Source organism: Gracilimonas sp., from assembly GCF_040218225.1.
In the GTDB taxonomy this organism is placed as follows: domain Bacteria; phylum Bacteroidota; class Rhodothermia; order Balneolales; family Balneolaceae; genus Gracilimonas.
Genome location: NZ_JAVJQO010000003.1, coordinates 190,759 through 215,229 on the forward strand (window position 1 = coordinate 190,759; position 24,471 = coordinate 215,229).

At 41.8% G+C, this 24,471-nt stretch carries 21 protein-coding genes; 10 read left to right on the top strand and 11 right to left on the bottom strand.

Going from position 1 to position 24,471, the window contains the following annotated elements:
- Window positions 1-52: 52 nt before the first annotated feature.
- Complete coding sequence (locus tag RIB15_RS03310) at window positions 53-1,189, bottom strand: DUF368 domain-containing protein (protein WP_350200726.1); 1,137 nt, start codon at window positions 1,187-1,189, stop codon at window positions 53-55.
- Window positions 1,189-1,842 (bottom strand): protein-L-isoaspartate(D-aspartate) O-methyltransferase, encoded by a 654-nt coding sequence (locus RIB15_RS03315; protein ID WP_350200727.1) that lies wholly within the window; start codon window positions 1,840-1,842, stop codon window positions 1,189-1,191. The genes RIB15_RS03310 and RIB15_RS03315 overlap by 1 nt, the downstream gene beginning before the upstream one ends.
- Before the next feature lie 143 nt (window positions 1,843-1,985).
- Here RIB15_RS03315 and lgt point away from each other — a divergent pair, with 143 nt between their 5' ends.
- From lgt to RIB15_RS03330, 3 genes are all read left to right on the top strand, one after another.
- Window positions 1,986-2,819 carry a prolipoprotein diacylglyceryl transferase gene (lgt, locus tag RIB15_RS03320; RefSeq protein ID WP_350200728.1) on the top strand — a complete coding sequence of 278 codons (834 nt, stop codon included), beginning with the start codon at window positions 1,986-1,988 and terminating at the stop codon, window positions 2,817-2,819.
- Window positions 2,820-3,194: 375 nt separating this feature from the next.
- Entirely contained in the window at window positions 3,195-5,069 is a 1,875-nt protein-coding gene (locus tag RIB15_RS03325) for a heavy metal translocating P-type ATPase (protein WP_350200729.1), read from the top strand.
- A gap of 398 nt (window positions 5,070-5,467) precedes the next feature.
- A complete protein-coding gene (locus RIB15_RS03330; RefSeq protein ID WP_350200730.1) occupies window positions 5,468-6,622 on the top strand; it encodes a hypothetical protein in 1,155 nt (384 codons plus the stop codon).
- On the opposite strand, the gene RIB15_RS03335 is transcribed toward RIB15_RS03330, so the two are convergent.
- A complete protein-coding gene (locus RIB15_RS03335; RefSeq protein ID WP_350200731.1) occupies window positions 6,606-7,514 on the bottom strand; it encodes a mechanosensitive ion channel family protein in 909 nt (302 codons plus the stop codon). The two genes, RIB15_RS03330 and RIB15_RS03335, sit on opposite strands and share 17 nt — an antisense overlap.
- Window positions 7,515-7,627: 113 nt before the next feature.
- Here RIB15_RS03335 and RIB15_RS03340 point away from each other — a divergent pair, with 113 nt between their 5' ends.
- The 6 genes from RIB15_RS03340 to RIB15_RS03365 all read left to right on the top strand — a co-directional run bounded on the left by RIB15_RS03340 (window position 7,628) and on the right by RIB15_RS03365 (window position 11,140).
- A complete protein-coding gene (locus tag RIB15_RS03340) occupies window positions 7,628-8,263 on the top strand; it encodes a peroxiredoxin-like family protein (RefSeq protein ID WP_350200732.1) in 636 nt (211 codons plus the stop codon).
- Between the two features lie 11 nt (window positions 8,264-8,274).
- On the top strand, window positions 8,275-9,003 hold the full coding sequence (locus tag RIB15_RS03345) for a M48 family metallopeptidase (RefSeq protein WP_350200733.1): 729 nt from the start codon (window positions 8,275-8,277) through the stop codon (window positions 9,001-9,003).
- Window positions 9,004-9,052: 49 nt separating this feature from the next.
- Window positions 9,053-9,574 carry a Spy/CpxP family protein refolding chaperone gene (locus tag RIB15_RS03350; RefSeq protein ID WP_350200734.1) on the top strand — a complete coding sequence of 174 codons (522 nt, stop codon included), beginning with the start codon at window positions 9,053-9,055 and terminating at the stop codon, window positions 9,572-9,574.
- A gap of 88 nt (window positions 9,575-9,662) precedes the next feature.
- A complete protein-coding gene (locus RIB15_RS03355; protein ID WP_350200735.1) occupies window positions 9,663-10,271 on the top strand; it encodes an RNA polymerase sigma factor in 609 nt (202 codons plus the stop codon).
- 4 nt (window positions 10,272-10,275) lie between these two features.
- Window positions 10,276-10,626, top strand: a complete 351-nt coding sequence (locus tag RIB15_RS03360; protein WP_350200736.1) for a hypothetical protein — start codon at window positions 10,276-10,278, stop codon at window positions 10,624-10,626.
- Window position 10,627: 1 nt separating this feature from the next.
- Window positions 10,628-11,140 carry a Spy/CpxP family protein refolding chaperone gene (locus RIB15_RS03365; protein WP_350200737.1) on the top strand — a complete coding sequence of 171 codons (513 nt, stop codon included), beginning with the start codon at window positions 10,628-10,630 and terminating at the stop codon, window positions 11,138-11,140.
- Window positions 11,141-11,209: 69 nt separating this feature from the next.
- Here RIB15_RS03365 and RIB15_RS03370 read toward each other — a convergent pair whose 3' ends face one another.
- Entirely contained in the window at window positions 11,210-14,194 is a 2,985-nt protein-coding gene (locus tag RIB15_RS03370; protein WP_350200738.1) for an FG-GAP repeat domain-containing protein, read from the bottom strand.
- A 322-nt stretch (window positions 14,195-14,516) separates the two neighbouring features.
- On the opposite strand from RIB15_RS03370, the gene rlmN reads away from it, so the two are divergent.
- On the top strand, window positions 14,517-15,629 hold the full coding sequence (gene rlmN / locus RIB15_RS03375; protein ID WP_350200739.1) for a dual-specificity RNA methyltransferase RlmN: 1,113 nt from the start codon (window positions 14,517-14,519) through the stop codon (window positions 15,627-15,629).
- A gap of 110 nt (window positions 15,630-15,739) precedes the next feature.
- On the opposite strand, the gene lepB is transcribed toward rlmN, so the two are convergent.
- From lepB to RIB15_RS03410, 7 genes are all read right to left on the bottom strand, one after another.
- Complete coding sequence (gene lepB, locus RIB15_RS03380; protein WP_350200740.1) at window positions 15,740-16,843, bottom strand: signal peptidase I; 1,104 nt, start codon at window positions 16,841-16,843, stop codon at window positions 15,740-15,742.
- A gap of 14 nt (window positions 16,844-16,857) precedes the next feature.
- A complete protein-coding gene (locus RIB15_RS03385; RefSeq protein WP_350200741.1) occupies window positions 16,858-17,439 on the bottom strand; it encodes a hypothetical protein in 582 nt (193 codons plus the stop codon).
- A gap of 6 nt (window positions 17,440-17,445) precedes the next feature.
- A complete protein-coding gene (gene lepA / locus RIB15_RS03390) occupies window positions 17,446-19,251 on the bottom strand; it encodes a translation elongation factor 4 (protein WP_350200742.1) in 1,806 nt (601 codons plus the stop codon).
- Window positions 19,252-19,423: 172 nt separating this feature from the next.
- Window positions 19,424-19,774: a phosphoribosyl-ATP diphosphatase gene (gene hisE, locus RIB15_RS03395; RefSeq protein ID WP_350200743.1), complete on the bottom strand. Its 351-nt coding sequence runs from the start codon at window positions 19,772-19,774 to the stop codon at window positions 19,424-19,426.
- A gap of 94 nt (window positions 19,775-19,868) precedes the next feature.
- Window positions 19,869-21,050, bottom strand: a complete 1,182-nt coding sequence (locus tag RIB15_RS03400; protein WP_350200744.1) for a lipocalin-like domain-containing protein — start codon at window positions 21,048-21,050, stop codon at window positions 19,869-19,871.
- Between the two features lie 12 nt (window positions 21,051-21,062).
- The gene (locus RIB15_RS03405; protein WP_350200745.1) at window positions 21,063-23,612 is read right to left on the bottom strand and encodes an FtsX-like permease family protein; all 2,550 of its coding nucleotides are present in this window, start codon (window positions 23,610-23,612) and stop codon (window positions 21,063-21,065) included.
- Window positions 23,609-24,319 (bottom strand): ABC transporter ATP-binding protein, encoded by a 711-nt coding sequence (locus RIB15_RS03410; protein WP_350200746.1) that lies wholly within the window; start codon window positions 24,317-24,319, stop codon window positions 23,609-23,611. The genes RIB15_RS03405 and RIB15_RS03410 overlap by 4 nt, the downstream gene beginning before the upstream one ends.
- Between the last annotated feature and the right edge of the window lie 152 nt (window positions 24,320-24,471).

Here is a 24,471-nt window from a genome sequence, read left to right on the forward strand (position 1 = left end):
GAATAACTAACTCTAATAATAAAATAAGTTAGCGACCGGTAATGTTCCATTTTTATTTTTTTCGCAGCCGGTCTAATCCACCCACTAAAATGATCCCTATAAAGATCCCGATGACACCACCCCACACATTTGGGTCGTCTCCCGATTTCGCTCCCAGCCAGCCTGGTATGAATGGTTCTGACTTGATGAGTTTATTCTTCACGGTTTCTATTTCCACCTGTTTCATTTCGTCAAAGGTCGATTCCGCATTTTTAATTTCGCCAATCCTCTCATATTCCGGAAGATTAGTATTGGGTGGATTTTCCATCAGCTCTTGTACCTTGGGGTGATTCATATACTCCACCTGAGTTACCTCTGCATGCTGAACAAACTCCCTGTGCTGATACGGCCAGATCACATAAAGCGAACCAATCAAAAAGCCTATTAACACAGCTATGGTTTGTGAGTGATACTTTGAAAGAAACCAGGAGAGAAAACGGGAAAAAGCCGCAAGTCCGACAATAGCTCCCAATATGAAAGGTAACAGTCCAAGCATACCATCCACGGTTTCGACACCACCCAGCTTCCCAATTTCAGAGAGCAAGTAGTCATACTTCCTCATGATGAGCAGCAGGTATGAACCTGAAATACCCGGTAAAATCATGGCACAAATGGCGATACTTCCACTAAGGAATACAAAAGCCGGGTGCTCGGGGGTATCAGCAGGAACAAGGGATACAATCCAGACTCCAAATGCGATACCTAACACCAGCATCAGCAGTTCAGTTTTAGTGAAGCGTTCAAGTGCTTTAATCAGGATATAGATGGAACCCACAATCAACCCAAAAAAGAGTCCATATACGATTTCCGGATGGGTGAACATATAAACCTGAAGAGGCACGACTTTGGTAAAAAAAGCCAGGGCAGAAAAAATCCCTGAAAAGAGAAAAATCAGGAAAAAGAAGTGTATTTCTTTGAAGGCTGATTTCCACTTTAACGTGAAAAATAGCTTTAAAAAATTACCATTTACGCTTTTAATGGCATTCAGCAATCGCTCGTAGATACCAACTATCAGAGCCATGGTGCCACCACTCACGCCAGGTACAATATCAGCCGAACCCATCAAAAAGCCCTTTAAGGCTAAAAACGGGGCTTCTTTAAAAGTAGTAGTGTCTTTGGGGGAGGTTGAAGTTTGCTCTTGATCAGTCACTATGAGCCACCCCACCCTTTTTCGCCGATGAGAGGGACGAATTTAAAATCTGCCAGTTCTTCTCGTTCATATTCATTTTCAGAAACCCTGGTAATTCGTAACATCATTTGTTTGGTGTCGTCTCCAACAGGAATCACCAGCCGGCCACCAATGGCTAATTGTTGCACTAAATCATCTGGCACTACGGGTGCGCCTGCTGTTACTACAATCCCGTCATAAGGAGCATAGGTTGACCATCCCAAAGTTCCATCACCTACCTTCAGCATGGCTTTATATCCCATTTCATGAAGGGCTTCTTTGGCCCGGTGATATAATTCCTTATGCCTTTCCACACTGTAAACGTCAGCTCCGAGTTCACACAATACCATGCATTGATATCCTGATCCCGTGCCGATTTCTAATATCTTCTCTCCTTTTTCGATATTCAAAAGTTCGGTTTGAGCCGCTACGGTGAAAGGCTGAGAGATAGTTTGCCCCATTCCAATAGGAAGTGCCGTATCGTTATAAGCTTTGGTGTGAAGTGCCGTATCGATCAGTTTATGGCGCGGGATCTTCCCGATAGCCATTAATACACGCTCATCTTCGATACCTTTTTTGCGCAGTGTTTCTACCAACTGCTTTCTCGGCCTGACAAATCTGCGATCTTCCTGCAAACCAATTTCCCTTTTTGTTCCCTGTTTTGTCTATAATCAAGTATAGGCATTTGGTGTAAAAAATGAGTTAATAAATTAGCTTTTAGTTTCACTTTCTCATTTGCGCTCTTATTTTCTGCTGAACTTTTTCTTAACCTGATTTAATGATTATCGCATTACTGCAAAATCTTACGTGGGGCATCGACCCTGAAATTTTTTCATTAGGGCCCATCGCTCCCCGCTGGTATGGACTACTGTTTGCCGGAGCCTTTGTATCCGGTTATTTCTTTGGGGTGAAAATGTGGAAAGATGGCGGTCGTAAGGTAGAGGAGATGGAAAGCATCCTAACCTGGATTTTAGTCGGAACCGTGATTGGAGCCCGTCTTGGTCATGTCATTTTCTATGACCCCTCCTATTACCTGCGGAATTTAGATCAGGTACTTGCAATATGGAACGGCGGATTGGCAAGTCACGGAGCGGCTATAGGTATTATCGTAGCGATGTATTATCAGGCTAAAAAAGCACCGAAAATGAGTTTTTGGTGGCTGGCCGACCGTGTTGTAATTCCGACTGCCGTAGGCGGTGCTTTTATAAGAACGGGTAATTTTTTCAATTCTGAGATTTTCGGACACGCTACCGACGCTCCATGGGGAGTCATCTTTACCAACCTGCCCGGACCGGCAGGTACGATTCCCCGCCACCCAACCATGTTATACGAAGCAATTCTGTGCTTATTGGTTTTTGCTGTACTCTGGTATATCTACAAAAAATACAAAGCGCACCCACCGGAAGGTTCTTTGTTTGGGATGTTTCTGATTCTATTATTCTCAGGCCGGTTCTTCCTCGAATACACCAAAATTCCGCAGGCCAATTTTGCCAGCGACTGGGTTTTCAATATGGGGCAGCTTTTAAGCATTCCCCTCGTATTGATTGGCTTATACATCGTGGTTAAAAGAGTGGACTGGAGCAGTTACTCGAAATCTCCGGCTAATTCGTAAATTCATTCTGAGAAATTACCCTCAATTGATGAAGTTTTTGGCACAACTTATTCGAATCTGTAAGTCAGGCAGATAAAGTTAGACCTGTAGAATGGAAGTCCCGTTCATTCTCAATATTATCTTTATTTTGACTGTTTTTAAACTATCCATTATCAGGTGCAACCTTAGGGAATCAACCACCTGATTTCTATCTTTGGTTTCAATTCAGACTATGGAAATACTCTCACTCCCTATTACAAAGGTTTTTTTGTATGCCCTGATTACGGCGGTTACTACCGGTCTGGGAGCGTTAGCTTTCTTTTTTAGTAAGGATATTATTCAAATTATTTGGTTCTCAGTATGACTTATCAATGGATGCCTAATAGTTTAAAAAAAATGCCAAGAGAACACCGGGTTGAAGTTATTCTAACCTTAGTTTGTACTTTGAGTCTTGGCATTGGTTTCTTTGGATCTTTGTTTAAGTTGATCTCCTATGATACGGCACGCCTTTTTTATATAGTCTCCTATTTATCTGGTGGGTATTTTGGGTTGGTTGAAAGCGTACAGTTTTTAATAAAAAGAAAATTCAATGTAGACCTTCTCATGATATTAGCTGCAGCTGGAGCAGCTATAATCGATTACTGGTTAGAGGGTGCTATTCTGCTTTTCTTGTTTTCGCTTAGCAATACATTGCAACACTTTGCCATGGAAAGAAGTCGAAATGCCATAAGCGCTTTAATGAAGCTAAGACCATCGGAGGCGTTAGTTAGAAGCCCAGATGGTACAGAGCAAAAAGTAGCTGTCGAAAAATTAAAACTCGGAGATATTATTGTAGTAAAACCCGGGGAACGCATCCCTATTGATGGAATTATAAAATCCGGAAAAGGAACGGTGGATCAATCGGCTATCACTGGAGAAAGTGCTCCTGTATTTAAAGAAAATGGAGCGGAGGTTTTTGCTGCAACATTTAATGAGAACGGTATTTTAGAAATTAAGGTAACGCGTACCGCTGATGATACAACACTCGCCAAGATCATTAAAATGGTTGAGCAGGCTCAAAGCAAAAAAGCAGAAACACAGAGGTTCCTCGATAAATTTGAATCTAACTATGCCGTAAGTGTCATTCTTTCTACTATCGCGCTTATTCTCGTTCCTTTTTATGTACTTGATCAACCTTTTGATTCCGTTTTTTACAGAGCCATGACCATTCTGGTGGTTGCCTCGCCCTGTGCTTTGATCATTTCTACCCCAGCCAGCATTCTATCTGCCATAGCTAATGCTGCTCGTTCTGGTATTCTATTCAAAGGAGGGGCATACCTGGAACAAGCCGCGTCTATTCAAGCCATTGCATTTGATAAAACCGGAACTCTAACAAAAGGCAAACCATCTGTTACCGAGATCATTCCTATTACAGGATCTGAAAACGAACTACTTAGTCTTGCTGCATCAGCAGAGGAACATTCGGAACATCATCTTGCTGATGCCATTGTTAAAGAGGCCCAAAAAAGAGGGATCAACCTTTTAAGAGCTGAAAATGTTCAGGCTATTATCGGAAAAGGAATTTCTGCAACGTTGAATGGAGATGTTATCAAAGTTGGAAACCGATATTTATTTGGAGATATCCTTACAAATCAGCCAAAAGAATTCGAAAGTAATTTAGTGACGATTAAGGATCAGGGAAAAACTATTATCTACGTGGCAAGAAATAATTCGATAATTGGGGCTATCGCTTTAGCTGATGAAATTCGGGAACAGGCTAAAGCGACTCTGCTTGAACTCGAAAACTTGGGTATACATGATGTAACAATACTCACGGGAGACTCACTTAATGTAGCTCAAAATGTCGCTGAACAACTTAACATCTCAAACTTTCATGCCGGGCTTCTTCCAGATCAAAAAGTTGAGCTAATTCAAAAGCTATCTCAGAATAAAATTGTTGCCATGGTAGGAGACGGTGTTAATGACGCCCCGGCACTAGCTGCAAGTCATTTGGGTATAGCCATGGGGGCTGCCGGAACCGATGTAGCTTTGGAAACAGCCGATGTAGTATTGATGTCAGACGACCTGACCAAATTGCCCTACATGATCCGACTAGCGCGCCGTGCCAAAACGGTGGTTTGGCAAAACATCATCTTTAGTTTAGTCATAATTGCTATGCTGGTAAGCTCCGTTTTTCTTTTCAAATTGCCTATGACGCTTGGAGTGATAGGGCATGAAGGCAGTACTCTCTTAGTAGTATTGAATGGTCTGAGACTACTTAAGAATTCATAAATTTCTATCAAATTATTTTTGCCTTTTCTTAACTGGAAATCGTACTCACCTGAAATATGAGATCTTCAGACACATTGCACACTATAGATAGTACGCTTTTCAAATTCTGATCGGACATGAATTTTTTCTGTTAACTTCAGCTTCATCTCAATATAAAGCTGTTCTCACGGTAAAAGTCTTTAATAAATCTTACCGTTTCGTTTACATTCTTTTTTAAGATTTTTTCAAAGCCTGGTTTGTTCGTTTCGTATTTTTTAATAAATAAACATCCAAGGTTTTTCTTTAGGACATTGAATTTTAGGCACCTGCTTTTAGCATTCTTTTTATTGGTACCCATACTCTCATTTTCTCAGACTGATTCTGAACCCCAAGCAGACAAACAGACTTTAAATGTATTTTTGGACTGCCGTGGATGTAACAGTAGTTTTGTCCGCTCAGAAATAAATTTTATCACTTTTGTACGGGATCAATCTGATGCAGAAGTGCACCTGTTGGTTACCCTGCAACAAACAGGAAGCGGTGGATGGGAGCATACCCTGAATTTCATGGGACAGGGTTTTATAAAAAATAAATCTCAAATTCTAACCTTTGTAAGCCCAAAATCTGATACCAACGATGAAATGCGTCGAAGGCTGGTCAAACACGTGAAGCTGGGGCTTATTTATTTTCTGGCTGACAGGGAAGTCTTATCAGACTTAAACGTTAATTTTTCAGGTTCGTTAAGTCAGGATCCGGTAGTACATGAGAACGATCCCTGGAATAGCTGGATATTCCGGGTTAGAGCCAGCACCGACTTTGATGGTGAACAGTCGCAGGGTAATTTATGGTTTGGTGGCGATGTGGATGCCCGCCGAATCACCGACAAGTGGAAAATAAATTTCAACTATAATCAAAATTACAGGCGGCGAAGTTTTACTTCAGAAGATAGTACAGGTAAAGAAACTACCGATATTTACATCACAGAAAACCAGCGGTTCTTTGGTTTGCAGGCCTTCAGCTTGAACGATCACTGGACCGTTGGAGCCTATCAGCGTGCCCGGTCTTCTACTCAGAATAATATAGACTTAAGCATTGGAGCCACGCCCTCTATTGAGTACAGCCTGTTTCCGTACAGCGAACATAATCGCCGCGAGGTAACCTTTCGTTATGGTATTCTTGGATCATTTTATGATTACACCGAGACTACAATTTATAACAAAGACGAAGAGTTTTTGTGGAGACAGGAATTGACAATTCGTACGGATTTCACCCAACCCTGGGGCGGCATATACGGCTGGCTGGATGCAGGAAATTACCTGCATGACTTTAGCAAGAATCGCGTAAATATGGGTTTTCGTGTGAATATGAGAATTGTTCGGGGGCTTTCAATCTTTTTCTCTGCCCGGTATTCGCTAATTAATGACCAAATTAGTTTACCTGCCGGAGACTTAACCGAAGAAGAACGCCTGCTTAATTTATCCCAACAAGCCACCTCTTATGAATATGGCGGCTCATTCGGATTTGAATTCAACTTTGGTTCTGTCTACAACAACGTGATTAACCCGCGTTTTTAGAACCATTGCCACTATTTACCATGGAGGCACTTAGTTTTTCTCCGCCTCTTATCCCAAAATCCAGCGTTCTGATCGGGAATGGAATCATAATATCGTTCTCATCAAAAGCTTTTTTAAGAGCCATAATTGCTTCACTTTGAGCTCCCCAGTATTGAGGCAACTTTTCGAAGGGAATCCAAAAACGAAGGGTGAAATTGATGGAACTGTCTCCAAACTCATTGTAATAAAGCTCTACATCTCTGGAAGTATCCCTTTGATCCAGTTTTTCTACAGCCTCTAATGCTACTTTTTTAGCTTTTCCCAAATCATCACCATAGGATACGCCACAAGCCAGATCGATCCTTCTCTCCCCATTTTTAGTGTAGTTGGTGAATGGATTCTCATAAACCACTTTGTTGGGAACATAGATAATTTGTCCCTGTGGAGTACGGATTACAGTATTTCTGAGATTTAACTTCTGTACGGTTCCAAACAGGTCGTTTGTCTCAATAATATCTCCAATCCCAAAAGGATGGCGAACCGATAATAAAACACCGGATATAAAGTTTGAGGCAATATCCTGAAAAGCAAAACCTAAGGCCAGGCCAATAATACCTGCACCAGCAAGTAAACTGGTGACCATTCCATCAAGATTGAGGATACTTAGTGCAAAGAACACCCCGATACCAATTACCAAGACACCCAGAACTGTTTGGGCTAAATTTGTAACCGTTTTATTGGTTGTGACTTTAGAAAGGATCTTTCCAACAAATTTCCTGATCCCTTTGGCAATGGCATAAAACACGATAACCACCAGCAGTGCCACCGCCAGATTGGGAAGCATTTCGATGGTGGTAGTCAGCCATTCTTCCAGTTTTCCTGTTACCAGTTCGTAGATATTTCCAATTTCCATAAGTTATAAGTTGTTTTCTGTTATGAGCTTATGATAATATCAAGGAGATTGCGTAAGATATTGTTCCATTCAGGTCGTCATTAAAGAAATATTAATCAAATGGTCTATTCCTCATGAATCACTGTCTTAAATCTATCTTTATACTTTTAAGTATTTCTGTTTTATCATCCCCATTTATACAGGCGCAGAATTATGCTGAAAGTGCTGATAAAGTTACACCGCTTTTAATCAGCTCAGAAATACCGGATGTATCACTCAAAAACATTGATGGTGAAACTGTCAGCCTCCGCAGCAGAGTGTACGAACAGCCGACCATATTGGTTTTTTATCGTGGTGGATGGTGCCCGTACTGTAACCGGCACCTTGCTGAATTGAAAAAAATTGAAGAAGAACTCTATGAAATCGGATACCAGATTCTGGCTATTAGTCCCGATCGCCCCGAAAAACTGAAAGCAACATTAAATGAAAATGAACTAGGATATACTCTGTTGTCAGATAGTCCTATGGAAGTAACGAAAGCATTTGGATTAGCCTTTAAAGTAGACCCGAAGACGGTTGAAAGATATATATCATTGGGTATTGACCTTGAAGCAGATTCAGGGTATGATCATCACCTGCTTCCGGCCCCGGCTGTTTATATTGTGAATACAGAAGGAATCGTCCGGTTCAATTATGTGAATCCAAACTACAGAGAACGTATTAATGGTGATGTTCTACTCTCAGCAGCCAAAGCCTATTACAAAGAATAAGCGAATGGTGAATGGCTGGAAATAAAATTTATAGCGAAAGTGAATTTCAGGTTTCCGGCTTAAAGATTGATGTTATTAGAAAAAACGTTAAAAATCTTAATCTCAGGGTTTATCCTGCAGAGCACCGTGTTCGTATTTCCGTCCCCCGGCGAATTCCCGATTCGGAAGTAGCACGATTTATTGAAGACAAGCTTCCCTGGATTCGTAAACATTTAGCTAATTATCGGAAAAGACCTAAATCCGAGCCAAAAAAATTTATTACCGGAGAGTCACATTCAGTTTGGGGACAAAAGCTTGAGTTGGTAGTAGTTGAAAAGAATAAACCGCCCCGGGTTTTTGTGGATGATGACAAACTGAATTTATACATACGTCCCGGAACCGATCAAAAAAAGAGAGCTTCTGTGCTGAAAGAGTGGTACAGGGATGAGTTAAAGCAAAGAATCCCGGAGTTGATCGGGAAGTGGGAGCCTCAGATGGGAGTTAAGGTTGAAGAGTTTGGAGTAAAACAAATGAAAACCCGCTGGGGCACGTGCAACATTCGCGCACGCAGAATCTGGTTGAATCTGGAGTTAGCTAAAAAAAGACCGGAACTCCTTGAATATGTGGTGGTTCACGAAATGGTGCATTTGCTGGAGCGCCTTCACAATAAACGGTTTTATGGTTTTATGAGCCGATTCCTGCCCAACTGGAAAGCCCTGAAAAACGAACTGAACGGAAAGTCGCACGTCTCAGATTGCTGAATTTTTCAAAAACTACCGCAGGTTTTTCTCCATTCCGGCATCTAAATAAATGAACACCAATTTAGATATGGAGATTGAGATGAAAACTCTTTTAAAATCAATAGCCCTTACAACGTTGATATTTTCCTTTGCTGTGAGTGCATCTGCCCAGCAACGATTTAATAATTCAACCCGACCAAAGGCAAACTGTATTGACCAAATTCAACAATTCAGAGGTAATCAGGGCAGTCAGCATCAGCGAATGCTCCAATACCTTGATCTATCTGATGAGCAAAACGAACAAATTCAAAGCATTCACTTGAATGGGCAAAAAGCCATGCTCCCATTGCGAAATCAAATGCGCGAGAAAAATGCCCGGCTACTATCGTTAACTACCGGCGATGAATTTGATGAAGCTGCTGTAAACACCCTTATTACAGAAATCAGTGATCTTAATGCATCTATGATGACAATGAGAATTTCTCATCGTCAACAAATCCGAAGTTTGTTAACCGAAGAGCAACAGGTCAAATTTGACTCCTTCCACATGAATATGAAGAACCGTAGCGGACGAATGGGACGGGGTCAATAGTTAGTTGATTGAGTAAAATGTGGGGACTAACATCCCTGCATTTTATTTTAACTTTCTGATAGCTATAATGCACTCTCTAGCAGCTAATATGAAACCTCAAAATGATGGTCAGATCGGAGAAAATGATTTCATAGGGCGCCTTAAAAAGCAGGATCAATCGGCTTTCAAACAGCTGGTGAATACATATAAGGATCAGGTTTATAATACCTGTCTAGGCTTTTTAAAAAATCCCCATGATGCTGAAGATGTAGCACAGGAAGTTTTCATTCAAATATATGATTCGATTGATGACTTCCGGGAAGAAGCAACCTTATCAACATGGATTTACAGAATTGCAGTTACAAAGTCTTTAGAATTGATTCGATATCGAAAGCGCAAAAAGCGGTCCGGTTTTTTTCAGGCCATGAGTTCTGTTTTCAGTGAACCGGATGAAGAGGCTGATGAATCCGGATATATGCATCCCGGAGTTAAACTGGAGAATAAAGAGCGGGCGGCCGTTTTATTTAATGAAATTGAACAACTTCCCGAACGACAACGCATTGCCTTCACCTTACAAAAAGTGGAAGGACTTAGCTATCAGGAAGTGGCAGATGTGATGAAATTAAGCATTCCAGCTGTAGAATCTTTACTGTATCGAGGCAAAGAAAATTTAAAAAAGCAGCTGTCTTCTTACTACCAACAAAACGAACTGGACTAAGGAAATGAGTACCCATAAAAAAAATATTGAAGAGGAAGTGCAAAAAACATTAAACGCACTTGATGGCATCGAAAAGGCCTCTACCGATGATTTCTTCTACAGCCGATTATCAGCTAGACTCGAAAACCGGGAAGTGTCTGATTCGCGGCAAGAAACTTCATTTAATTATGGTTTTGCTTTTTCAGCGGCGGCTGTATTCATCGTTCTAATGCTAAATTTGATTTCGATTATTCAATATGAACCGGAATCAACAACCGGAGACTCTGAGCTTAACAGAGAAGGCGTAATGGAACAGCTAGCTTCAGAATATGAGGTGGTTGACTTGAATTACTATCAAACTTTTGAGGAAGAATAATATGACGATTGAGAAAAAATACAAATGGGTGCTGACCGGCTTTATCATCATGCTGGTGTTAAACCTCGCTGCTTTAACAACCATTTGGTTTGGAAGTCCGGTTACCCGTGACTGGAATTATCGTAACAATGGAAATCAGGGTAGAACTCAAGTCCACAAATTCATGCAAAAGGAACTTGGCCTTTCTGAAGCCCAAACCGATAGTATATCAACGTTACGAAAAGCACATTTTGGAGAAATGAGAAAACTCCGAAACAATCTTGAAGTTCAACGCCAAGCCTATTTTGACTTTATTATGAGTGAGAATTCTGATAATCCATCACAAAGAGACTCTCTGTTGAATGAACTTACCAGGCAATATATTGAAGTAGAAGGAGCTTTATATGTTCATCTTTCCGAGATGAAATCCGTTTTAAATTCCAGTCAACAGAAGAAATTCAAGCAACTTATGAGAGAAACGCTTCTGAAAAGTCACCGCCGAAATCAGGCACATAACCCAATTGGACACAGATAGTACAATAAAAAAGCCCCGAAGTTTAAACCTCAGGGCTTATTCTAACTCGTGCTGATAAGCAATTAGCTATTATTTAATAAGTGTCATTCTACGGGTCTCTGATAAACCGGCAGCCTCTAATCTGTAAATATAAATGCCACTGGCAAGTTGAGACGCATCAAAATTAAAGGTATAACTGCCACCCGTTTGTCGTTGGTTTACTATTGTAGAAACCAGTCTTCCGGTAATATCAAATACCTGAAGCTTCACGTTGCCACTGCTCGGAAGATTATAGCTAATTTTTGTGCTTGGGTTAAATGGGTTTGGATAATTCTGGTTTAGCTTAAAATCACGAATCGTGCTAACAACTTCTTCTTCATTGTTTACCGAAAGCGGATCTTCGAAGATATAAACAAAATCCCGCAAGTAGTTGAAATCATCCTGCGACATTACAAACTCTCTGGTTCCATTACCATTGAAATCTCCAATAGCAGAATGTGAGGTTGAAGAGAGAATGTTGTTATTGTTATTACCAAAGCCAAGCTGAGAGTTTGGCGCTTCGAGGAGAATATCAACTTCACCATCAACACCGATTTCAGTTAAATCAGCTTTTCCTAAATAAACTCCGGCGTTTGTTAACCCATTATTGCCAAAATTACCTGGAGTAGTACCTACGAGCAGTTCATCTGAACCATCTCCATTCATATCTGGTACAGTAGTAAGCTCACCAATACTAGATACAGCAAACTCGTTGGTTACTTCGCCAGATGTTATCCTTTCGTTTAAACCGGCATTTGCATACTCACTGAGCAATAAAGGGAATGAGGCATCATGTAAGGAATCAGCTTCAGATCCTCCTTCGAAGATATAGATGGCATCAAGCCCTTCTCCTGATTGCTGATGAAAGAAAGGAGAAACCGCCAGGTCAGGAACGCCATTTCCATTGAAATCTCCCGAAGTCATTGTGATGCCGAAAAAGTTCAGAGTTTGACCAGGCTCAACTGGAGCGGGCAGAACCATAACAGGATCTGCAGAAAGTGTATCTCCTGAGTCTTCATCATATCCTGCAAAGATTTGCACAGCATCTGGTTCACCTTTAAATGCTCCCCAAAGTGCAAAATGGTTAATGCCTGTTTCAAAGAAATCACCCAGTTTCACAAAGTTTCCTCCACCTGACGAAAATCCAATATCCGGTGTATTTGATAGTGTGCTCCCTCCGAGTAAAATTTGAGATGGTGTGTTTCCGGTGGAGTTGTATGGAGAAAAGATTAAATCTTCAATTCCATCACCGTTTATATCACCAATATTGGCCATAGCCTCAAATCCACTTTCCGGAAATTGTGCGTTCTCATCATAAATGTCTTCATATAAGATCTGATGATCAGAATCCGCATTCATATCCGAGCCTCCAAAATAAATATAGAGACCGATATCAACGATTCCTGAAATATTTAATGCAATATCAGAAAATCCATCATTGTTAAAATCTCCAATGGCTGGAAAGGCTACAAAGTAATTGTCTTCTGCAGTGGTAATTTCCAGATCTGGTTCATCAAAAGAACCCCCGCCAAAGTAAATATTGACTGAGCCTCGATAAACGATTCCAAAATCCTGAATACCATCTCCATTCAGGTCTCCTGCATTAAAGGTGTGCCTTGGAATATCGCCTGCTTCATTTTGTGAGAAAACAATTTCAGACGTTGAATCAAAGTTACCAGCCGAGTTTCCAAAATAAACCCGATAGCCATAATCATTGGTGTTTTCATTCGAGAATTCTACTATGATATCATCAATACCATCGCCATCTACGTCGCCGCCGCTATTAACTTTGGCATTGGCACTACCGATTAACCCTATTATATCTCCTTCATCCAAAGCAAGGTCTGTGGAGCTTAAATTTAGATCTGTGTCTGAAGATATATGCAGTACAGATTCCGTGGATGTAACAAGCAAATTATCCTGACCATCCTCGTTATAATCTCCAATTACAGCAAAGCCATTAGATGGATAACTAGTAGCGTTCAGGTTATCCAAGATGTAGTATTCGCCAGGCTCTTCGCTTACGGAGATTACATTTAGTTCACCCTCAGCATAAACAAGCATTTCTGTGTTTCCATCTCCATTCAAATCTGCTGGTGCAATTTGCCCTGAACTCATAGCATTAATCGACTCAAAGAAGTTATCTAAAGTATCCCGACTTACTACTTCAAAACTTCCATCTACTTTTTGATAGATACTAACTGTGCTGTAAATCGTATTTGCACCACTCTCCTGATATGAAGAAACCTGAACCACCTCACCTGTTCCATCATTGTCAACATCACCAAACATGAACTCATCATAACGCAGTTGGTTTTCTACAGTGTAAGTAAGCGTATCTATAGAAACATCCTCTATATTTTCTGCACCGTAAACCAGGTAACTTTCATTAGTTATATTATTGCTCAAGGCTAATCTATCGTTATAAACAACAAAATCGTTATAACCATCTTCATTAAAGTCTCCATAGCTTCTGTAAGCAATGGAAGTGTATGGAAGTGCGAATATTTCAATTTCTGCTAAAGTGGTGAGCTCTCCATCCGATTGATCTACATCCAGATACAGAACACCATCTTCATATCTGACAGATTCCGGAACTCCATCACCATTGATGTCTTCTAAAAATGCAAAACCATTTCTGATCAACTCTTTGTTCTCTTCATCCAACCCGTTCTCGGTTCCATAATAAACTACCGTTTTAGTGATCTGGTCTGTAAGGTCTTCGGTGGTTTCATCAGGAGCAAGAACGGTATAATAGAAATCAGACCTGCCATCTCCATTCAAATCTCCGGCATGTCTAAGCTGAGAACTTGGAAGAAAATTAAATTCTCCATCAGCAAACTCGAGTCCCCCCAAAGCTTGCGAATATTCAAGCACTCTATCCGCCATTAAGTTTGAATATTTTGCGGCCTGTTGGTTTAATTCATACTCAGAAACCGTTTTTTTTAGCTGTTTAGCAGCTTTGTCTTGCTGTTGGGCAAATAAACTACTTGTACCCACAATCATCATTAGTATTATTAGTAAATGTTGCTTCATACCCCTGTAAGTTAGTTTAAATTAACATCTAAGCTTACATAATTAGATTTTAAAATAAAAACACCGATATATGTGGTATTTATTATTCGTGAATATTTAGTTAGCCTTAAATACAATAAAATTTTTCTGATAAACATTTTTTGGCGTTTGATCTTGTTCTTATAAAGCTGGTTTTTACCTGTATAAAATTCCCATCTCTCTTTTTCTGATGTAAAGAATAAAAGCGACAGCAGCTTTTTTGCTGAGTTCATGTTACCAAGCTCTCATTAAAAGTAGTTCCATAAGTCGATGTTCGGCCGATTATTGCGTATCTTCAAGGCCTATGAATACGACAAAAACAGCTCAAAAAACTGATCTCAAAGCACTCACTAAAGACGAACTTGCTCATTTCTGCAAAGAGCTTGGACTGCAAAGTTTTCGCTCCGACCAGGTTTTCCAATGGCTATATCAAAAAGGCGTTTCCGACTTTGAGGACATGACCAATCTATCCAAAGACCTCAGAGAAAAGCTAAGAGAAATAGCCACCATCAACCGGATTAAACCGGTTCAACAGCAAGAGAGCAAAGATGGTACCATCAAGTTTCTTTTTCAACTGAATGATCCTGAAGAAGATTATAAAGTTGAAGCTGTATTGATACCTGATTTTTTTGCTGATGGAGCTGCCCGGCGACTTACCGTTTGTGTATCTTCACAGGTAGGATGCGTATTTGGTTGTGCTTTTTGTGCAACCGGAAAAATGGGTTTGTTTAGAAATCTTACCCACGGTGAAATTGTAGATCAGGTTCAATATATCAATGAATTGGCTGAAGAAAGATACGGCAAGAAAATCACCAACATTGTTTATATGGGGATGGGAGAACCGCTTCACAATTACAAAGCTATTGTCAATTCTGCCCATATTATTTCGGACCCGCTTAGTATTGAGCTTTCCCCAAAACGAATTACCGTTTCTACCGTTGGGCTCACCAAACAGATTAAGAAACTGGCCGATGATCAGGAAGAATTTAACCTTGCTATCTCTCTTCACGCCCCAACTGATGAGAAGCGGGATAAGATTATGCCGATCAACAGCTCCATGAACCTGGAGAGCCTGGAAGACGCTGTTAAATATTATTACAAGGCCACTGAGCGGCCAATCACGTATGAATACCTGCTATTCGATAATTTCAATGATAGTCCTGAGGATGCCCGTAATCTTGCCAAGATTGTGAAATGGGCTCCCAGTAAAGTCAACATCATTATGTACAACAACGTGGCTGGTGTAGAGTTAAAAAGAGCCCGGGAAGAAAGACTGGATAACTTTATGCGGGAACTGATTAAAAACGATGTGCGCGCTACAGTTCGCCGAAGTCGCGGAGATGATATTGATGCCGGTTGTGGTCAACTTGCTATTCGGGAAGGAGCTCCCAAAGGTAAGACGATGGCTAAAAATTGAGGTTTTTAAATTCAAGATTCAAAATTATAAATTAAAAATTGGGTTCGATATTAAGTTCATCTTTCACCCAATTCTTAATCCTTCATCTTTAATTTTGAATTATTTAAATCCTAATCAATCATCGTAAAAATTCGCTCGAAACGTGGCACCCAGTTATCGGTAGAAAACCATACAATGGATGCTTTCCCGATAATATGATCGCTGGGCACAAATCCCCAGAAACGGGAATCCTGACTATTATCCCGGTTGTCACCCATGGCAAAGTAATAGTCCTGCTTAATAGTATAGGAATTGGTCTCTTCCCCGTTGATGAAGGTCGTTCCGCCCTCTCTCCTCAGTTCGTTCTTTTCGTATCGCTCAATGATATCTTTATAAATGAACCAGTTTTCGTTGGTGATTTGGATTTCCTGTCCTTCAAACGGTATAACGATTTCGGGCAGCTGATCAGAATTGTTGAACGCTCTTGAGAAATCTCCCTGACTTTGCACATAATTCCGGTCTACGCTGCCCTCTGGAGTTACATTCAGGAACATGGTATCCACTTCAGCCCATCCACTTACGGTTGCAGCCACATCATCGGTCATGTTCACTACATAGGTATTGTTATTGGTGTAACCGATTAACTCTCCGCCAACCGATTCCATTTTAGCGTTGCTCAGGCGGACTCGCTCTGCCATTCTTACTACGTAATGCCTCTGTACACCTTCATGCTGAACCGATTTTTCTCCGTTGATGTACAGAATTTTATCCTGTATCAAAACGGTGTCGCCGGGAATAGCAACTGCTCTTTTTATGTAATTAGTTTTTTGTGAAATGGGCTTCACTTCCCACGGTACATTAAATACAAAAATGTCGTTTCGTTCTACATCTCGGAAACCGGGCAGCCTGGTCCATGGAAGCTGAACTCCCGGAACACACCATCCCTGCAAAAACGGAACACACAATCCCATAGGAGTTCTGGGCCCGTAGGTTACATTCGATACGATGAGTAAATCGCCTGTCATCAGGGTTTTCTCCATAGAAGGAGTTGGAATTTTGTACGAACCAAACAGAAATGCACGAAGAATAGCAGCAGCAATAAAGGCAAAAACAATGGCATCAACCCATTCGCGAAGCCAGGATTTAGCTTTTTTATTTTCTTCTTCTTTTTTGTCCTTCCTTTTCTTCCAGTATGAGCTTATGCCCTGCTCTTCGGGGTTTTTATTTTCTTCCAAGATCCGGGTGTTTATTAAGTTTTTATATGCGAGGGTTTCTTGATTTCCTCTTTTTTGTATTCACCTGCTTCGTAGGAAACCTTGTACCATTGTCCCCTTTCCGGTGAATAAAAATAGTCAACGTATTCTTTCGGTGATGTTTGACGTAATTCTTTGGTTAAAGTTCTCTTTACCTGTGGCATCAAATCTATGTATCGACTTGCACCAACATAAACCAAACCATTGTCAAACGGGCCTTCCAGGTCTAATACCATCATCGGTATGTATCCATCAATAATAAACCAATATTCAAATTGTATGGATTTTCCATCCCGTAAATATCCATCTTTTTCGATGATATCTTCTACGGTCTGAGTGGGATCTCCATATGCTCCCTGAAGTACCGCCCGAATTTCAATTGCCGGCATACGGTCCAGTTCATTGTAATTGAAACCCTGACCGGTCCATTTTATATCAGCAAAACGGGACTGAAATTCAGCGCGCTCTTCCTTACTGACTTTTTTTATCTCAGGCTCCTCAAATTGAGCCTGGGCTGTGGTGGAAATCATCACCATCATTACGAAAAAGAAAAGAATTCGTTTAGTTAATTTCTGCATGGGAATTTATCTGTCGTCTTCATCCATAGATAGAACGGCAAGGAATGCTTCCTGAGGTATTTCAACCGTACCTACCTGTTTCATTCGTTTTTTACCTTCTTTTTGTTTTTCAAGCAGCTTTCGTTTTCGGGAGATATCACCACCATAACATTTCGCGGTTACGTCTTTACGCATTGCGCGAACGGTATCGCGGGCAATAACTCGGTTTCCTATAGCCGCCTGTACAGCTACTTCAAACTGTTGCTGAGGAATAAGTTCCTTTAATTTTCCACAAACTTTACGTCCGAGGTAATAGGCCTTATCACGATGGGTGATGCTTGAAAGTGCATCCACCTGATCGCCATTCAGCATGATGTCCAAACGAACAAGGTCGCCTTTTCGGTATTCGATAAATTCATAATCCAGAGAGGCATATCCGCGGGTTCCGGATTTCAACCGGTCATAGAAATCAAAAACAACTTCTGCCATCGGCAATTCATACGTAATTTCAACCCGATTATTTTGCATGAACAGCTGATTTACGTAAATCCCACGCCGTTCCTGACACAACTTCATAATCGGACCGATATAATCGGCTGGAGTGATAATACTCGCCTTGATGTACGGCTCATAAATCGCTTCAATATCACCGGCACCGGGCATCTGACTTGGGTTATCCACCTCAATACGCTTGCCATTTTCAACCAGTTCAACTTCGTACTGTACGTTAGGCACTGTAGTGATGATATCGATATCAAATTCTCGATCGAGTCGTTCCTGCACAATTTCCATATGCAGAAGTCCGAGGAATCCAGCCCGAAACCCAAAACCCAGGGCTTTGGATGTTTCCGGTTCATAAGTCAGGGAGGCATCGTTCAACTGAAGCTTTTCAAGGGCAGCGCGAAGGTCTTCAAAGTCGTCGGAATCAGTCGGAAATATTCCACTGAAAACCATTGGTTTTGCTTCCTGATAACCCGGAATAGGTTCTTTGGCGGGATTATCCACCTTAGTAATGGTATCACCTACGCGAACATCCTGCAGCGATTTCACACTTCCGATCACATATCCTACTTCCCCGGCATGTAATTCCTTGGTGGGCTCCTGCTTCATTTTCAGATACCCAATCTCCTCGGCATTATATTCTTCATGATTTGACATGAATTTGAACAGATCTCCTTTTCGAAGTACCCCTTCCATTACGCGAACATAGGCAACAGATCCTCGATAGGTATTGAAAACCGAGTCAAAAATGAGAGCCCGTAACGGCTTGTCTTCCTCTCTTTTTGGGCCCGGTACTTTTTCAACAATCTCTTCCAGAAGTTTATCAACTCCTTCACCAGTCTTCCCGGAAACATGCAGGATATCTTCATACTCACACCCGATCAGATCTACAATCTGCTGACCCACTCCTTCGGGATCAGCGCCGGGAAGGTCAATTTTATTCAGCACCGGAATGATTTCCAGATTCTGATCGATAGCCTGATACAAATTTGAGATCGTCTGGGCTTCTATTCCCTGAGCAGCATCCACAACAAGGATAGCGCCTTCACATGCTTTTAATGCACGGGACACTTCATAAGCAAAATCAACGTGGCCGGGAGTGTCAATCAAATTAAAAATATAGGTCTCGCCGCCCGGACTCTTATAATCCATTCGGATAGCATGACTTTTAATAGTGATGCCGCGCTCACGCTCCAAATCCATATCATCCAGCATTTGCTCTTTCATCTCCCGTTCGCTAATGGAACCGGTTAGCTGAAGAAGTCGGTCTGCTAAGGTTGATTTCCCATGGTCAATATGGGCGATAATGCAAAAGTTTCGAATGTTATTCATGTGCGGAATTCGGTGCGTCTCATCTTAAACAACAAAGATACAAAGAAGGCAGGAGCTGTTAAAATTCGTTGTTGATGAATTTTTATTTCCTTAATCGCTTTTCGCGTTCATCTAAAAGTGGATTGCTCACAATCAATAACTTCAGCCGATTAACGGCTAACGAATAATGAAATTACTCTCCGATGTGCTTATGTGAGCCTTTGTCGTGGCGTTTTCTGAGTTTCTTAATGACTTTGTGAAGAGGGATTTCTTTTTCAGCCAGCAAAAGCATCAGGTGAAAAATCAGGTCAGCCGCCTCGTTAATCGTCTCTTTATTTTTTTTATTTTTTGAAGCTATTACCGTTTCAACGGCTTCTTCTCCTACTTTTTGAGCAATTTTATCGATGCCTTTTTTATACATGGATGTTGTATAGGAGCCATCCGGCATTTCCGCCTTTCGATCGTAAAGCAACTCTTCCAGCTCAATCAGAAATTCGTAGTCTTTTTGTGTCAGGGTTTTAATATCTGCCATTTCTATACTCATGTATGCTCTTTTTTGCGGGTGTGAAGTTCACCATTTTATGGCACCCAAACAACGTGTTTTCTAAAATTTAATACTGGGATAAAGGAAGCAAATCTCAATCCTCCCCATACCCCGTCATCTCAATGTACCCTTGCCCGCCAATTTCTTTTTCATTCATCGTTCCATTTACGGAAATAGTTCCTTCGTAGTAACGAACGGAAACATCCATTTCCTGATCATCAAATAAGGTAGCCAGCTCCAGCCGGAGGTTTTCTTTTGGGATCTCAAGAGTCCATTGAGAAGGATATTCCGCCCCGCTGTGCGGACTCTCCCATCGATCTGTTACTTCCAGATTTACATCTTCGGGAGAGATGGTTGTTTTATTTCCGTCCGGATCAATTAGCGAACCGGTGGTAAATGTACTTATCGACCCGTCAGTATTTCGTAACTGGTAGTACATCAAATCATACCCGTTGGAAAGCTGTATCGAAAACCAATCCCAGCCCTCCTGGTCTTCACCCAGCGCAGAGGTACTCCATTCATGATCCATCCAGCTTTGACCTTCCACCTGAAAAGTATCATCACCCACACTAACCGTTCCTTTTGTTTCCATCCGGGTAAATGATAAATAATAGGAGGCATTTCCTTCTTCCGGACCTTTTTTATCATATCCCTGGTCGCCCTGCAGTGTCAATGGTTTGGATGGAGTAACTTCGATATCAATTGAAGCTCCGTTTTCCATCCTGGCTTGAATTCTTGTTGGGAAGTTTTTGTCATTACTCTCATCCGGGTTGAGTCGGGTAATTCTCCAATCTTCCAGCCAGATTTCAAATGGTTCAACCTGAGCACCCGCCAGCCCTGCGGCTCCGCGACTATACCGTTCATCAAATACATGATTTTGATTCTGAACATCGGAAATAGCAAAATGCCCCAGATATAACTGGTCCGTATTCCAGTCTGCGCCCTGAGCTGTTCCTGTTTCTCCACTATCCGGTGGATTCAGCTGACTTCTGAATATGGTAAACTGGTATCCAAATTGTCTCCCTTTCTGGCTAAACAGATTACCTGTGTAGTACCACCATTCGGTACGATATCCGGGATGAGGGCCGTGATCTTCAGGAAAGACAAACTCCCGCGGACCGGAAGCTCGCAAATATCCTTCTTCACTCCCACCTCCCATTGCTTCAGCTACAGAAACAGACGCTCTGATTTCAGCATGCTCTTCTCCCAGCAACCACAGGCCTGCACCTATCGCTCCAACTAAAATTAATACAGATAAAATCCAGATTTTCTTCATGAACAAATTGATTTAGTCGTTTCTGAGCGCATCCGCCGGGTTAGCCTGTGCCATTTTCCAGGAGGGATACAAACCGGCCAGCAATGCAGCTACTACAGCTAATCCCACGGCCTGAATAAGCACTTCGTGAGTGATCATAAACTGGAGCGTCCAGCCAAATGACCGCAGGTTGATCACATACACCAGTACATAGGCCATCAGAATACCCAGCGGAACAGAAAGAAGCCCAGCCATTACACCCATAACTCCGGTTTGAGTAACTACATAATTCCAAAGCTGGCCCGGGGTCATACCATTGGCTCTAAGCACCGCCAGTTCCCTTGACCGTTCGAGTTGTAGCGCCATTAAAGCTGAAAGCACTCCAATAAAAGCCACCAAAATGGCGAGCATCCTCAGTACAATTGTAACGGTAAAAGTCCGGTCAAATATCTCAATAGATGCTTCTCTGAGCCCTTTATTTGATCGAATAAAGACCTCCTGCATTCCTGCAGATTTTGCCCGCAGCCGATCTACCAAATCTTCCACTTCTACTCCCGGTTCAGCATAAAGCGCAAGACCTGAGACAGCCGTGTCATTAAAAAACTGATTGTACACCTGACGGCTGATGGTAATGGTCCCAATGTCGGAAGCATAATCAAAGTTAATAGCCTGTATCACAAATGGTGCCCTGCCCTGGTCTGTCTCAATTACAAGCGTATCTCCCAGCCCTACATTATTTCGATAGGCATAAACCTCAGAAACCATCACAATTGAATCTTGTGTGTATTTTTGCCAAAAGGTTTCTGCTCCGGATTTTAACTGGTATGTCTGCTTAGCTTTTTGTCCCTGATTTATAGCGACCAAGTTATCTGTACCCTTGTTGGTGCGAACTTCAACACTGCGAACGGTACTGGCATCTGCAACGCCTTCAGCTTGGCGGAGTAGATCTACCAATTCAGGCTCCAGCGTGGAATCGGCTTTGCGGGCTACTGAACTTGGAGGCTGAACATATACATCTGCCTGCAACTGAGCTTCCAGCCAGGAAACGACGGTGGTTCTGAAACTATCTACCATCACCCCAACCCCAACCGTTGCTGCCACGGCAACCACTAATGCAGCTATGGCAACAGAGGTTCGACTCAATTCAGTGACTACCCCTCGCACTGCCATCTTTCCAATTAACCCGCTGATTTTACCCAGAACCGGACGCAGCAGTTTTGATAGCCCAACAATTATCAATGGAACAAATAATGAGAAACCCACAATCATTAAAAGCAGTGAAGAATAACCGGCCGCAATACCACCATTTGGAATTAAAAGAATTAACCCTCCAAGCGTGCCAATCACCAATCCAGAAAAAGCAATGGGCAGAATTCGGGATGAAATTTTAGTCTCATTTGAAGAACGCCTCAAAACCGTAGATACCTCTGCTTCGGAAGCTTCACGGGCAGGCCAGAAGGAAGCAATAAGAGTAGCTCCAATTCCCATGACAATTCCTTTGGCCATCGGAAACACACCAATAGACAGCTCCTGAACCGATAGTACAAAGTAAAGGTCGTTAATGGACTGAGTAACCAATTTTACCAATACCTGTGCAAGAAATATTCCTGCTACAATACCAATTACCGTACCCAGTGCACCAATCAACAGCGCTTCTTTGAGTACGGTAGTTAATATCTCAGATTTGGTGACTCCAAGCGCTCTCAAGCGTCCAATAAGGGGGCGGCGCTGAACCACCGAAAACGTCATCGTATTATAGATCAGGAACATCCCGACCAATAATGCCAGCATGCTCAGTGCCTGCAAATTAAACTCAAAAGCACGGGTCATCTGTTCTACTGTTTCGGTACGCGATTCTGAACGTACTATAGATGCACCTTCTGGTAGTACAGTTTGAATCTCCTCTTTCAGATTTACCTCCGAATCCTTTGGAAGGATAAGATCAATTCTTGTTAAACTGCCTTGCATATCAAACAAACGCTGGGCTGTACTTATGTCTACTACCAGAAGGCTTTCCAAAGCCTGTTGGCTTCGGTCATCACTGGCTTCTATCATTCCAATCAGTCTAATACTGAACGGGCGGCCTCCAACCAAAACCTGAATAGAATCTCCCGTTTCAACACTCAGTTCTTTAGCTACTGACTGGGCGATCAATCCTGAGTTATCACCACTTATAAATTCAGATAATTCAATACCAGCCTGCTGGCTTGCATAATCCCTGAACGGAGCTTCGGCTATAGGATCCACCCCAAGCACCTGAAAGGTTCGGTTTACTCCGTTAATTTTAGTATATCCTTCAACAACCGGGGCAGATTTACGCACGCCGGCTTTAATCCTTATATCTCGATATGTTTCATCTGGAAGATCTTCTGCGGCTCCCCGAATTTGATGCGTTGCTTTGCCTGTTACAGCAGCCGTAGAAAGCTCAAATGCTTTTTCAGCGCTGCTATTTGAGAGGTCAATAGAAACCACAACGGCCACACCCAATGCTACCCCTAAAATTGAAAGTGCAAAATGCCAGGGATGACGCATTAAAAACCGGAGGCTCGAAAGCCAAAGTAAATTAGAGTTATTTCTGCTCATGATGCCATTAACCCGGCTGTATCTTTGACCTCATTTAACGTACCACCCCTGAGCTCCAGCACGCGATCTGCAATCTTGCAAATATCACGATCGTGAGTGGCAAGAATGATTGTTCTTCCATTTTCCCGCACCAGGTTATTCAGAATATCCAGAATTTGTTGCCCTGTTTCATAATCCAGATTTCCGGTGGGTTCATCGGCCAGAATCAGCATGGGTTCATGTGCAAGCGCACGTGCTATGGCCACCCGCTGTTGCTCACCTCCGGAAAGCCGGTCAGGATAACTATCACCACGATCTCCCAATCCAACGTCTTCAAGAAATTGTTGTGCTTTATTTAAGGTCTCGCTATCGGTTGCACCTTTTAATTTGAGTGGAAGAAGCACATTCTCGTGGGCCGTCAGAGTCGAGATCAGATTAAACGATTGAAATACAAAGCCAATATTCTTGCGCCTGAAAAGAGTCCTGTTTTTTTCATCAAGTCCGGCCAGATTGGTACCACCGATAACAACTTTTCCGTTATCCGGCTTATCAATCCCACTGATTAAATTCAGGAGTGTACTTTTTCCTGAACCAGAACGTCCAAGAAGAACAATCATCTCCCCTTCTTTTACCGATAATTCCAGCTTATCTAAAACGGAGCGATTTTTATCTCCTTCCTGGTAACTCTTTGTCAGTTTTTCGAGCTGAATATGGGATGTATTTGGCATCTGCGATGTAATTAAGCCGTTTCTTGTCATTTAACTTCGAGCTAAACATCACTTATAGAAGCAGTGTTCCTGAAGAATGAGTAATTATCAAACTCCAATAAAAAAAGCGCCTGCTGATTAAGCAGACGCTTTAGGGGGATTAAGATTTCTAC